This is a genomic window from Mucilaginibacter jinjuensis (genome assembly GCF_028596025.1).
Lineage (GTDB): Bacteria > Bacteroidota > Bacteroidia > Sphingobacteriales > Sphingobacteriaceae > Mucilaginibacter > Mucilaginibacter jinjuensis.
Genome location: NZ_CP117167.1, coordinates 5,251,135 through 5,264,405, shown reverse-complemented (window position 1 = coordinate 5,264,405; position 13,271 = coordinate 5,251,135). Strand labels below are relative to the sequence as shown.

The 13,271-nt window shown below is 39.4% G+C and carries 10 protein-coding genes and 1 tRNA gene; 5 read left to right on the top strand and 6 right to left on the bottom strand.

Features of this window, described 5'->3' with window-relative positions; genetic code table 11:
• Position 1: 1 nt before the first annotated feature.
• Genes PQO05_RS22705 through PQO05_RS22695 form a run of 3 tightly spaced genes read right to left on the bottom strand, consistent with a single transcriptional unit; the run spans position 2 to position 2,464 of the window.
• Entirely contained in the window at positions 2–847 is an 846-nt protein-coding gene (locus tag PQO05_RS22705) for a DNA adenine methylase (protein WP_273629742.1), read from the bottom strand.
• The gene (locus PQO05_RS22700; RefSeq protein WP_273629741.1) at positions 844–1,539 is read right to left on the bottom strand and encodes a hypothetical protein; all 696 of its coding nucleotides are present in this window, start codon (positions 1,537–1,539) and stop codon (positions 844–846) included. Before PQO05_RS22700 ends, PQO05_RS22705 begins: the two co-directional genes overlap by 4 nt.
• Positions 1,532–2,464, bottom strand: a complete 933-nt coding sequence (locus PQO05_RS22695; protein ID WP_273629740.1) for a hypothetical protein — start codon at positions 2,462–2,464, stop codon at positions 1,532–1,534. Before PQO05_RS22695 ends, PQO05_RS22700 begins: the two co-directional genes overlap by 8 nt.
• A 279-nt stretch (positions 2,465–2,743) precedes the next feature.
• On the opposite strand from PQO05_RS22695, the gene PQO05_RS22690 reads away from it, so the two are divergent.
• Together PQO05_RS22690 and PQO05_RS22685 are read left to right on the top strand one after the other, a co-directional pair.
• Positions 2,744–2,899, top strand: coding sequence for a hypothetical protein (locus tag PQO05_RS22690; RefSeq protein WP_273629739.1), 156 nt, complete (start codon positions 2,744–2,746; stop codon positions 2,897–2,899).
• Complete coding sequence (locus tag PQO05_RS22685) at positions 2,896–4,353, top strand: recombinase family protein (protein WP_273629738.1); 1,458 nt, start codon at positions 2,896–2,898, stop codon at positions 4,351–4,353. Before PQO05_RS22690 ends, PQO05_RS22685 begins: the two co-directional genes overlap by 4 nt.
• 548 nt (positions 4,354–4,901) lie before the next feature.
• On the opposite strand, the gene PQO05_RS22680 is transcribed toward PQO05_RS22685, so the two are convergent.
• Both PQO05_RS22680 and PQO05_RS22675 read right to left on the bottom strand, forming a co-directional pair.
• Positions 4,902–5,168, bottom strand: coding sequence for a GIY-YIG nuclease family protein (locus PQO05_RS22680; protein WP_273629737.1), 267 nt, complete (start codon positions 5,166–5,168; stop codon positions 4,902–4,904).
• A 51-nt stretch (positions 5,169–5,219) separates the two neighbouring features.
• Positions 5,220–5,293 (bottom strand) — tRNA-Met (locus PQO05_RS22675).
• 332 nt (positions 5,294–5,625) lie between these two features.
• Between PQO05_RS22675 and PQO05_RS22670 the strand changes: the two genes are divergently transcribed.
• The 3 genes from PQO05_RS22670 to PQO05_RS22660 all read left to right on the top strand — a co-directional run bounded on the left by PQO05_RS22670 (position 5,626) and on the right by PQO05_RS22660 (position 8,763).
• On the top strand, positions 5,626–6,006 hold the full coding sequence (locus PQO05_RS22670) for an START-like domain-containing protein (RefSeq protein ID WP_273629736.1): 381 nt from the start codon (positions 5,626–5,628) through the stop codon (positions 6,004–6,006).
• Between the two features lie 30 nt (positions 6,007–6,036).
• Positions 6,037–7,455 (top strand): LptF/LptG family permease, encoded by a 1,419-nt coding sequence (locus PQO05_RS22665; protein WP_273629735.1) that lies wholly within the window; start codon positions 6,037–6,039, stop codon positions 7,453–7,455.
• Between the two features lie 102 nt (positions 7,456–7,557).
• Positions 7,558–8,763, top strand: coding sequence for a bifunctional 3,4-dihydroxy-2-butanone-4-phosphate synthase/GTP cyclohydrolase II (locus PQO05_RS22660; protein WP_273629734.1), 1,206 nt, complete (start codon positions 7,558–7,560; stop codon positions 8,761–8,763).
• Here the strand turns inward: PQO05_RS22660 and PQO05_RS22655 are convergent.
• Positions 8,760–13,199, bottom strand: a complete 4,440-nt coding sequence (locus tag PQO05_RS22655) for a translocation/assembly module TamB domain-containing protein (RefSeq protein ID WP_273629733.1) — start codon at positions 13,197–13,199, stop codon at positions 8,760–8,762. The two genes, PQO05_RS22660 and PQO05_RS22655, sit on opposite strands and share 4 nt — an antisense overlap.
• Positions 13,200–13,271 lie beyond the last annotated feature (72 nt).

The window sequence follows — 13,271 nt, the reverse complement described above, 5'->3', positions numbered from 1 at the left end:
TCTAAATTATATTTGTGATAATAAGTTCATTATACATGCCCCTGGTCTTATTTCTTCCGCCTACTTGACTTATTCTAGATACTTTTTCTATCTGGCCAATGCCATCATATAGATCAACAATAGATTTATGGCTAGCATTCGTTAATAAGAAATAGGCGCCGAGATTTTGAATTTCAACAACAAAATCGCGCAATTTTACTTGATCTTCCCAAGCAAATAACTGTTGATTATATTCTATAAAGCCATTGTTCTCGTGTGCTACAGTATATGGGGGATCAAGAAAAACAAGGTCATTTGCTTTGATGTTAAAAAGTGCTTTTTCAAAGGTCTGTTTGATCAAGTTAACCCCTTGTAATTGGTCACTTACGTCCAATAATAATTGTTCAGTTACATAATCTACCCGCTGTCTTTTTCCATAGGGAACATTGTACTCTCCGTGGCTATTTACCCTATATATGCCATTAAAAGATGTTCTGTTTAAATAAATAAACCTTGCAGCTTGTTGTGCCGGCAAATCTGGTCTGGAGCTTCTGACTTTATAATAATCTATCTCATTGTTATTGTAATTTTTGAGAAATGCTACTACTAAGGAAGGATTATCTCTGATCTGTAGATAGGCATTGATTAATTCTTCATTTGTATCAGATAGATAATACCTTATTGCTTGGTTATTTTTACCTTGTAAATGAAAGAAAACCGCGCCACCGCCGAGAAAGGGCTCGTGATATGAATTAAAAGTTGGGGGCAAAAATTTATCTATATGATTTTTAGTAAACCAGCGCTTAGAACCAGTCCACCGAAGGAATGGTAAACTATTCTTATTTATAACGCTGGATTCATTTATCATTTTTTCGTCTGAAGATTCTTAGCTGTAAAAGTCGCATTTATTTCATGATTAACGCCTAATAGCAATTGATAACAAATATCATTACTGACAGGTTGAAGATTATACATCAAAGTGTCTGGTAAATCTTTACGCCCAAATACTAAAGGAGGTCGGTCCAGCGGTTGCTCCGTATAAACCAATGTCGCCGCAATTTTATGGTCAACTGATCCACCAGAATGAACTTCGTCATGTTCAATCGTATAAATCTCACCCATACAATAAGTTTCATATTTATTAGCTATAACTTCATACTCCTTTGTTGTTTTAATAAGTTCCCTGTCACCGCTTTTACTATAACCCCCTTCAAATAAATTCATTTCCGAATTATTAGCGGTTTCGTTTACCTGGTAAAGCTGATTGATTATACAACCGCAAATAACAAAACTATTGACTTTGTAATAATGGTCGTGAATATCTAGCGGTGGCTTGATGTCATATATTTGTGTATTCCAAATATGCAAACGTATCGTTTCATTGTTAGGAAACTTATGGAGTACACTGTAACAAAAACTAAGAGGATGGTAGTACATCTTCTGTTGCAGGCAATTTGATTCTAAAGCCAGTAATATGATTTTTTTAGCGTTATTCGTTAAGTTTTTTATATCTCGAACTTTGTAAAAGCCTCGAATAAGGTCAAAATCTACATCATGCATAAGGATTTTTATTGTCTTTAATCGTTTTACAGATTGCTTTATAGTCAGTCGAACTTAATCCGTTATTAAGATTTAAATCAATCAAAATTCGCTCAACTGTTGTTTCACTAAGCGAGGAAATATCGAGATCGAAATTTGATAGTTTCAAAGGTTGCTGGGATTTATATGACTGCACAAGTTCCTCCTTGTACGCCTTATATAAGAAAGATCCATCACGACAAACGATGGCAGGTTCATTCTTATCTTCTTTTGTTATTATCGCTACTGAAGAACTCATGTCGATTCTTAAAGTTGAAAAACTATTTTTTAACCGGACTTCTATATCTAATAATTGATTCATCGACCGATAAACGACTGCAATGATGATAGTGGTTAGCAATTCCCTACGAACAAAATTTGCAGTCCAAGCATGCTCACTTCCCTGTGCGGACCGCAGACTTTTTCTATAGTTAGCGTAGGTTTGACATAATTCAACATCTGCAGGGTCAATCAATTGGATTTTGATTGTTTTTTGCTGGTTAGAAGATTTTGAACCTTTATGGAAGTAAGGAATTGTTTTTGCTCTTGTATGTCTTCCCATCCCGCCACTAAAATGCCAGCTATCTGTTTGTGAGAGACTCCGGTCAAATAACTCACCAAGCCGTAAAGATTCTACTATATCAAATTTTTTATCCTCATCTGGAACTTCAATGTAAAACATAAATATTCCTATAAAGACGGTAACAAATAGAGAAACAAAAATACTATCCAATAATCTGGTAGCAAGTGCATGCCACATAGGTTCCTCTGTCGTAACGCCATTCAGAGTTTGCGCATGAAAATTGATTAAAACAAAGCTTCTAAGTAAAAATATCGCTATCAAGAGAACAGCAATTAATAACAAAAAGATTCTTCGTGATTTTTGATGTTGTAATAAGGTTTTCAAATGCAAATATTATTGTTAAGACCTATAAAGATATTTATTTATTTCGACCAAATTCAATAAGCCTCAAAAAGCTCATTTAAAACCTTTCGCCTGCTTTTACCTAAGTATGATCTAACAACAAAATATTAATCTTTATGCCCGTAAGGCCTGCCGAGATTTTCGGCGATTTTCAAAGTTGATTGAAGTATAACAAATCCGATACTAATTTCAGAGGTAAAACCTATATAAAGTAAACTAAATATAGATAGGTCATTTTTGTCACTTACTAACAAAGTAAAAATGATAAAAACAGAAACTCAAAGAACGATGCCCGAAAAGGCCATTATTATCTTAAACAGACAACGTATTACGGTAAGCCCTGAAGAAGCAACAGCAATCCTCAATTTTATGTATCTATTAGCAGATATTTACCTTGATCGCGATAACGAGGTATGAAAACAGCAGTGTTATACATCCGAGTTAGTACAGATGAACAGGCAGATAAAGGTTATTCGCAGCGATATCAGGAAGAGGTTCTGCTTCAATATTGCCAAATAAATCTGCTAAACGTGAAAGAAGTGGTCTTTGAAGATCACTCAGCAAAGTCTTTTAACAGGCCGGCCTGGAAAATAATGCTCTCAGATTTTAAAAGAAAGAAAGCTCAGCGACCCGATTTTCTTCTTTTCATCAAATGGGATCGTTTTAGTCGCAATGCAGCAGATTCATATCAAATGATCCGTTTACTAAATGAATATGGGATTGATCCCCAAGCTATAGAACAACCGCTTGATTTATCGATACCTGAAAATAAAATGATGCTCGCCTTTTACTTAGCAATACCCGAAGTTGAAAATGATCGAAGGGCATTAAATATATTTCATGGGATGCGACGGGCAAGAAAAGAAGGACGTTTCATGGGAGTTGCACCACTTGGTTACGTCAATAAAACAGATGAAGATGGGCGAAAGTATATTTGCCCAACAACCCCCGATTCTGAATTAATAAAATGGGCCTTTTTAGAAATTGCGGATGGGAAATATAACACTGAGCAAATTTGGAAAGAAGCCAAAAAGAAAGGATTGGTTTGTTCAAGCAGTAATTTCAGAGAGTTGGTTCGCAATCCGGTTTATTGTGGAAAAATAGTCGTCGCTAAGTATAAAGATGAGCCTATGCATTGGGTTAATGGACAACATGAAGCAATTATGAGTGAAGCTATATTTCTTCGAGTGCAGCAAATTTTGGATGACCGGAAGAAGGGTCAGATTAAAAAGAAATTTATAGAGCATCCGCAGTTGATATTGCGAGGCTTTTTAACATGCCCAGATTGCGGCCGAATGCTCACAGGTAGCGCCTCTACCGGATCTTATGCCCGGTATTACTATTACCACTGTCGTACCTCGTGTAGGTATCGGAAAAGAGCGGATTCGATTAACGAGATATTTGCAGAAGAACTAATCAAATGGAGGCCTAATGAAGAGTTTTTGCCGCTTTTTAAATCAATACTTAAAGAATGTTACGAAATCAAAATGTGCTTAAAAATAGAGAAACGGTCTGCCGCAATTAAGCAATTGGATATAGAATATTCCAAGCTTAATCGTGCTCGGGAACTTTTGTTAAACGAAAATTTAAGCTTGGTCGAGTTCGAAACTATCAAAACAGATTATATAACGAAACTGCAAGACCTCCAGGAAATTGTTGATAATAACCCTGATTGCGTAGAGAAATTCGGATTATCTGTACATAATCAAGGAAGTTCAATACTTAGATTATATGATTTTTTTAAGATGGCAAATACAACAGATCAACGAAGACTAATAGGATTAATTTCTCCGGCAAATCTCACTTTTAAAGGAACCGGTTTTGATATAAAGCAATATGGATTGGCGATGAAACTTATTTACCATTCATAATTAGTGGTCTAAACACTATAATGAAACAATTCAAATTAAAAGATATAAAGCAGAAGAACCTTTAAGTAGAAATGTCGCACTATGTAAGTAACCCTAAATAAGATACTGACTTGCTTTTTAAATTATAATAGCATTTATAATCACTAAAAAAGTTCGAACTTGTAACTGTCTGGTTTGTAGCAAGTTGTTTTGGTCTTGAACTTGCTCGGGTAACCGGAGCAGGATCGAACATTTATTTATTTGATTGTCAATACTTTATCTAAATATCCTGTAAGGCAATCAATCTTATAAGAAAAAGGAAAAGCCTTGTAAGTTCTTGATTCTCAATAGAGAAGTTCGAACTTCAAGGCTTTTGCCGGTTCAAGTAGCGGGGAGCAGGATCGAACTGCCGTCCGCCGGTAGGCGGATATGAATTCTATGCTCTAATTATTTGAGCTATCAAATTTTTAAAAACAAGAAAAGCCACTCTTTCGAGTAGCTTTCTGCCAGTGTAGCGGGGAGCAGGATCGAACTGCCGTCCGCCGGTGGGCGGATATGAATTCTACGCTCTAATTATTTGAGCTATCAAATTTTTCGTGAATCAGATTCCATATAAAATTTCGTCCCGTAGCATTTTTTAATTGCTTTTCCCGTTTCATCGCATCTGATTTTGTTTTAAATTCTTCGGTATAAGCCATTACCCACGGCCGGTATCTGATGGTGTATCCTTTAGTTGCCAGCTCGTTGTGTGAAAGAAAGCGATTGTTTAAATCGGATGTATAGCCGATATAGATTTGGTTATATTTTGGGGAAAAGAGCACATAGACAGTAAACATACCGTAATATAAACAAGAAAAGCCACTCTTTCGAGTGGCTTTCTGCCAAAGTAGCGGGGAGCAGGATCGAACTGCCGACCTTAGGGTTATGAATCCTACGCTCTAACCATCTGAGCTACCCCGCCATATTTATTTTAGAACAACGTTCTAAGGACTGCCGTCCGCCGGTAGGCGGATATGAATCCTACGCTCTAACCATCTGAGCTACCCCGCCATATTTATTTTAGAACAACGTTCTAAGGACTTCCGTCCGCCGGTAGGCGGATATGAATCCTACGCTCTAACCATCTGAGCTACCCCGCCGTGCTTTTAAGTATCAGGGGCCAATATGTTGATAATTAATTGTTCAACTGTGCCCCCTTTCTTAAAAAGGTTTGCAAATATAGCAGAAAATACTTTTCTTTAGAAAAAATGTTCAAATTTATCCCCTAAGCAATTTTAAACTACTGCCCCGCTTATGTCTGAGAAGAAGAAATTTCATATAGAGTATGAGATAAGATCGTCACCCCGAATACTTTATAGTTTTATTAGTGAGGCTAACGGGCTAATGCAATGGTTTGCTGATAGTGTAACTGTGCGCGATCAAATTTATACTTTTACCTGGGATGATGAGGAGCAAAAGGCCAAAATGCTGCTCAATAAAGAGAATAAACTGGTAAGGTTTAAGTGGATTGATGACGACCCGCAGTTTTACTTCGAAATGGAAGTGGTGCAGGATGAACTGACCAATGATGTGGCTTTAGCCATTACCGATTTTGCTACCGAGGATGCCATTGCCGAGCGCAAGCTGATATGGGATAACCAGATCGACTATCTTATTAGCGTGTTGGGTGCTTAAGGGCAACCAAAAATTCGCTAAATTTGCATTGTGAAGAAGATACACCTGTTAATACTTAAGTCCTTCATCCGGCCTTTTATCGTTACCTTTTTCATCGTAATGTTTGTGTTGCTGATGCTATTTTTATTTAAATACATCGACGACCTGATAGGCAAAGGATTTGAGTGGTATATAATTTTAGAGCTGATGATGTATGCATCGGCTACCAATGTGGCTATGGCGCTGCCTTTATCGGTACTGCTATCTTCCATCATGACGTATGGTAGCCTTGGCGAAAACTATGAGCTGGTGGCTATTAAATCAGCAGGAATCTCTCTGCGCCGTGCCATGTACCCCATGATTATTGTGGTAACCATCCTGGCCGTATCAGCCTTTATTTTCTCGGATTATATGCTGCCGGTTGCTAACCTTAAATATTATTCGCTTTTATGGGATGCACGCCAGCAAAAATCAGGTTTCTTAATTAAAGAAGGCGTTTTCAATAACAGTTTCCCCGGATATTCTATTCGTGTAGATCATAAGGGTGAAGATGGACAAACCCTGCATGGCGTTATGATCTATGAGCGAAATGCCGCGCAGAACAACAATAGTGTGCTTTTTGCTAAACAAGGGGTAATGTATCGTACGCCTAACGACCAATATTTGGTATTGAAACTAAAAGATGGTATCCGGTATGAGGAGTCGGCAGGCGACAACGGCAATGCACGCCAGCGTTTTACCCGTTTTAGGTTTGAACAAACAGAACAGAAGTTTGATCTGTCGGGCTTTAAGTTAAAACGCACTAACGAGAGCGAATTTTCGCGGGCTTATCAAATGATGAACCTTAAACAATTACGGTTTTTCAGAGATTCGACTCAAAACGCGGTCGATAGTGGGTTACGTTCAAACTTCAGGCTCATGTCGGCCTATTATAAATATTTTAACTTTTCGCACAAGCCGGTAAAAGGCAAAACCTACGAGCCTGTAAACCCTGACTATTTAAAGAAGATGGATATTTACGCGAAATTATCTGTGGTAAATAATGCAGCTAACGAAGCACGATCCATTAAGGATCTGGTTAAGGGCCGTAACGACAGATATAAGGAGGTTTCGAAAGATATTCGTAAATCTATAATCGAGTATCAGAAAAAGTTCACCTTATCGGCAGCCTGTTTAGCTTTATTTCTTATAGGTGCGCCGCTGGGGGCTATTATCCGTAAAGGCGGCCTTGGTTTGCCGGTGGTAGTGGCAGTAATATTTTTCCTCATCTATTATATTATCTCAACCATAGGCGAAAAGTCTGTTAAGGAAGGTAGCCTTTCTCCGGCTATTGGTATGTGGATAGCCATTGCGGTGCTTACACCAATAGGTATGTTTTTATCATATAAGGCAGCTACCGATTCTGTATTGTTTGATATGGACTCGTACAAGAAATTTTTTAACAAGGTATTTAAACGAAAAGCCGCTTAGCTACGTATTCATTTTACACAGTGCAGACGTGCTGTAACACAATTTGAAGTAAGTTTGTATAACACAGGGCTTTTGTATAACCCTAGTAAAGATTTAAATAGTATGCTTAATACCATTCCTGAAGCTATTGAAGCCATTAAAGCCGGCAAAACAATTATAGTAGTTGACGATGAAGATCGCGAAAATGAGGGCGACTTTTTAACAGCTGCACGTAACGCTACCCCCGAAACCATTAATTTTATGGTTACCCACGGCCGTGGCTTAGTTTGCGCACCAATCACCGTTCAGCGCGCTAAAGAATTAGATCTGCACCCGATGGTGAACAGAAATACCACATCGCACGAAACTAATTTTACCGTTTCTGTTGATTTGCTGGGTTACGGTTGTACCACAGGCATTTCGGCAACAGATCGTTCTAAAACCACACTGGCCTTAATTAACCCGGCTATTCAACCCGAAGAGTTAGGTCGCCCGGGTCATATATTTCCGTTGATTGCTAAAGATGGCGGCGTATTGCGCCGTGCAGGCCATACTGAGGCGGCTGTTGATCTGGCCGTTTTAGCAGGCTTTGAACCGGCAGGTGTAATTTGCGAAATTATGGACGAAGCCGGTGAAATGGCGCGTTTGCCAGAATTACTGGAGATTGCTAAGAAATTCGATCTTAAAATTATCTCGATCAAAGATCTGATCGAATATCGCTTAAATACCGAGTCATCTATCCGTAAAGAGGTTTCAGTAAAAATGCCTACCCAATGGGGCGATTTTGATATGATTGCCTATACGCAGATCGATACTAACGAAAACCATATTGCCTTAATTAAAGGCAGCTGGGAACCGGGAGAACCTATTTTAGTACGTGTGCATAGCTCGTGCGTTACCGGCGATATCTTTGGCTCGTGCCGTTGCGATTGTGGGCCACAGTTGCACAAAGCGATGGAAATTATCCAGAAAGAAGGCAAAGGTGTAATTGTTTACATGAACCAGGAAGGCCGCGGTATAGGCCTGGTTAACAAGCTGAAAGCTTACCAACTACAGGAAAATGGTTTTGATACCGTTGATGCCAACCTGCAATTGGGTTTTCCAATGGATCAACGTGATTATGGTATTGGGGCACAGATACTGCGCGATTTAGGTATTTCTAAAATGCGTTTATTGAGCAACAATCCTAAAAAGCGTGCTGGTTTGGTTGGCTATGGTTTGGAGGTTGTTGAAACGTTGCCTATCGAAATTGCACCAAACCCGCATAACGAATCGTATCTGAGAACCAAACGCGACAGGATGGATCATACCATTTTGTTGAACCACTAATCGTGTTTTTCTTCTTCAGGTTTGTCTGAAGCATCATTATCCGTACCGGCAGGAGTTGCAGTATTGTTTGAATTGCTGCCGGTGCGTTTACGCCTCGAGAATATACTTCTCAAAAACTCACCAAACGTATCAAAATCGCGTTGGTAAATTAAACCCACTCCGTTTACATATTGTACATCCAAATTGCTGATACTGTTTAGCGTGGTACTATTGAGTACCCGGTAAGAGTAACGCGCGCGCAGGCGGCCGTCCGGGCGTATCAGGTAATCGGCCTCAAAATCTTTGGTGAAGCTGTTAAGGTTCGAATTAAACAGCGTTTGAGTGTTGCCTGTATTGCCAAATAAAGTACTGTTTGCATTGGTATTGTAAAGGCTCCCGTTTAGTAACAACCTGTCTTTAAACAAATGTAAAGAGGCACTTGCATCACTTGCCGAACGGAAGTTAATATCCAGGTTCTTAATATTCGATTGCGAAATAATGTTGTTTAATTTGTTAAAAGCAAACTCGCTCACGGCATCCTGGGCAGTTTGTTTAACCTGGTCGCCAATGTTGTTACCATAGCCCGATGCAAACTGACGGCGTACAATTAAGCTCAAGGCCTGCTGGCTGCGGTTATTATAATCTGTTAAATAAGTCCCCAGATCATCTTTAACAGAAGGGTCAGTAGGAAAGTTAAAGTCGAAATCGATATTTGGTGCCGCCAGCGTTTTAGTTAATATCAATTGGGCTTGTACAAGCTCCTGTAGCTGACCGCGTGGTGATTGCTGCCCTGCTGCCGAGTAGAGGTTAGATATGTCGGTACGTACCTCATAAATGGCCTGCATATTAATATCTGCATTGCTTGGGTCGCCCGTCCATCGTATAGTACCACCCTGGTTTACCTGGAATACCTTACTGATGAAATTCTTGGCTGTAAACTCAAACTTACCCGATGAGATCAGGAAGTCACCAAACATCTGGAAATCGCCCAGGCTGTTAATATTCAATTGCAGGTTATTGGTAGTACCGCGGCCTTGCAGTTGCCCGTAATCGGTTCCGATTACCACCAGGGTTTTCTCATCAACCGTAAGGTCGAAATTAAGTGTCACACCGTTAAACGCATTTACTGTTGGCACAACCTTAGCCGAGTCTTTATGGCTTACAAAGCGTATAAAATCATAATCACCTGCTGTTAACGAAGTATTGAGGGGGATATTAAATACCGTACTATCTTCCGTTTTGGCTTTAATATCAATCTTCATATTATCAACCGGGCCGCTAAAATTGAATTTACCGGTTGCAATTGCTTTACCGAAATAAAGTTTGTTGTCTTTAAAAGTGGTATTAAGGGCTAATAATTTCTGGGCATTTAAAGCAACCTCAATGTCGGGATTGGATAAATTGGTAAGGTCAACTTTTCCATTTGCTGTTCCTTTACCACCACGGGTGTCGGCCAGTTTCATGTCAGAAATCTCGATTACACTGTTTTTTACAGTAAGCTTGTCATTAATGATGTAAGAAGTTTTTAGGTAATCAACAGTGACACCTGTATTAGCCAATGTAATGTCTCCATTAAGCGAAGGTTTACTTGGGGTGCCCGTTAGCTTGAGATTGGTTGATATGGTGCCCTTAAGGTTCGATACCAATCCTTTTACAAACGGATCAAATATAACGGCCTCGGTCTGGTTCATATTGACATCGAAATCCAGGTTATCAAGATCCTGACCTAAATGATAAACGCCATCAATTTTCATGGTCTGCAGGCCGCGGTTCATGATGTTTAAATTAACCAGCGCTTCTTTACGGCCATTATCCAGTGTCGATTCAATTTTAACATTTCCCACCTGGGTACCATTCATGCTCAGTGAATCTATACCCAGATTGGCGGAAATGCCGGGGTTTTTAAGGATAGAGCTAAACTGTACATCCCCGTTCATCGATCCTTTAAGCAGCACACCCCCGGCTTTTGTAAGCTGGTTGAAAGTTGCCATGCTAAAATGGTCGAAATCCAGTTTCAGCTTATCGGTGGGATTATCTGAAATAAAGCCGTTAATATTTACCTTTTGCTCACCATTGGTTAAAGTGAAGCCCGAAACCTGCGTTTTGCCATCCAGAAAACGGATACGCACCTGGTCGCTCAACCGCCATTTCTCATGCTCCAAAACAACGTCTGATGGTAAGAGCATTAACTTGGCCGTAGTGTCGCGCCCAAACTGTACCAGGCCGTAAAGGTCCAACTGATTTGTTGCATCTTTATCAGAAAGCTTGATGTTAAAATTAAGGCTGTCCTTTTTCAGGAAATTGGTAACGGTTATATTTTTAATAAACAAGCTGTCAGTTAAATCAACGCGGCTTAATGATACGTTTAAACCCAGAAACTGATCGTTGGTGTTTTCATCAATAATAAAATCGTGGAAAACAGTACTGCCATATTTAAAGGTTTTAATATACCCGTTGAGTGTTGCCGTATGTGTTTCCGAATTAAACTTGCCGTTGAAGGTACCCTGCTCGGGTATTTTTAAATCTGGCGCAAACATGGCCGTAACCGGGTCGAGGTTTTTTAGCTGAAGGCTGAACTCAAAATCCTGCCGGCCAGGTTTTACAATTGATGTTTTTAATGATGGAATATATTGCTTAACAATAGTTTTAAAATAGGATGGCAGGGTAGCCAGATCTGAATTTCCTTTCAGGCTGCCATCAACCAGATCAGACCTTAAAGCAATTACCCTAGCATCGCCAATACCGATAGAAGTAAGGTTGATAGAGTCAATTAAATAATTGTGCCTTGGGTCAACAATACGGATAGGGGTAAGCAACACAGTACCTTGCAGGTTTTTAAGATCGTTGCCAGAGAAACGGGTTTTAATCTGTGTACTTAAAGTAATGGTATCATCCAATAGTTTAAGCGCATGTAACCTCGCATCACCAATAGAAGCATCGAATTGGTAAACAGGCAAATTGGGTTTAAAATCTACACTGCCTTGCAGGTTAAGCTTAAGATTACGGTCGTTAATGTTAACCTTGCCATTAATGAGGTTATTAATAAATGAACCATTTACTGCCAGGTTGCTGTAATGGTATTTGTTAAAATCAATATAGGCAATTTTTGCATCTGTTTTAATCTTCAGGTTCTTGAGGTCATCGCCGCTGCCATCAATATTGGCAGTAAGTGATGACCGGCCTAAAGATTCAATATCCAGCATCTTACCCAAATCAAAATCAAACAGGGTAACCTTACCTACATAGCCCGGCACTTTGTTAAAGGTAAGTCTCACATCTGGGTCGAAACGACCAAGCTGGGTTTTGAAAGTTCCCTTGGTTATAAAATTGTCTGAGAGACCGTTCAGTTCGCCGTTAAAGTTAATGTTGCCAAATTTGCTCAGGAAATCGGGCAGGGTAAATTTTGGGTCGCCTGCAAAACGTCGTAATAAATAATCAAGATCTTTTTTATTACTCGCCAACTGGTCGAATTTCAAGTTGAGGTAGGTTTTATCCCAGTTGGGCAGTCCTTTCAAACTAAAATCGCCCCTGATGTATGTTGCCTGGCCACCGGTTACGGTTAAGTGTTTAGCGGTAAGGTGGTTTACCTTGCCTTTAATGCGCCCATCAACCCCCAGGTCGAATTGGGTTTTATCGAGCGAGCTGGTAAAATAAGCCACATCTTTCGATGAGATGAATGATTGCTTAAAGTCACCGTCCATGTAAACCGTATTTTCGAAGTTGTCGAAATCATTAAATGATTTAAATTTCATCCTGAAATAATCCTTCAGGCGGGAGTGTGGGGTTACGATATAAAAGTTTTGTACCAGTATCTGGTTGGTATCAACCGTGGCATTACCACTCAGGCTTTTTACATAGAACCCACTTTTTTCTTTTAAAGTTAAATGCGATAAACGAGCCTTGAACAAGTGGTTTTGCACATCCATATTGCGGATTACAGCGCTGAATTTGCTTACGTCGATATCCTCAAAGTTTACCTCGTTTTTTAAAATGGTAGTATCCAGTTGATTTTTATAGCGAAAGTGCAGGTTGTTTACCGTGATTTGCCCGAAGTTCAGCGTCCATGGCTTGCTTACTTTTTTAGTGGTATCAGGTGGGCCCGAATTAAAGTAATCAATAATGAACTGCACGTTGGTTGTGCTATCTTTTAACTTTTTCAGATACACATTACCATTATCCAACCGTATGGAGTCAAAATTGATAGTGCGGGCAGGTATGCTGTTAAACAGCGAAAATTTGCTGAGAACGACCGTAAGCTTAGATGTACTTAAAAGAGTATCATGTTGTTTATCCAAAACCAGTAAGTCTTCCAACACCACAGATGAAAATGGCTTAATATATAAGCTCTTAATATCAACCGTGGTATGCAATTCTTTCGACAGGTAAGCCGTAGCCTTGCGTGCCGCCCAGGTTTGTACCGGTTTGTATTGAAATATGAGTAATAGTATGCTGATCATCAACAAAATGATCAATACTATACTTATCGCTATTTTGAGTACTTTTTTAATAACTTTGCCTTTTAAAACACT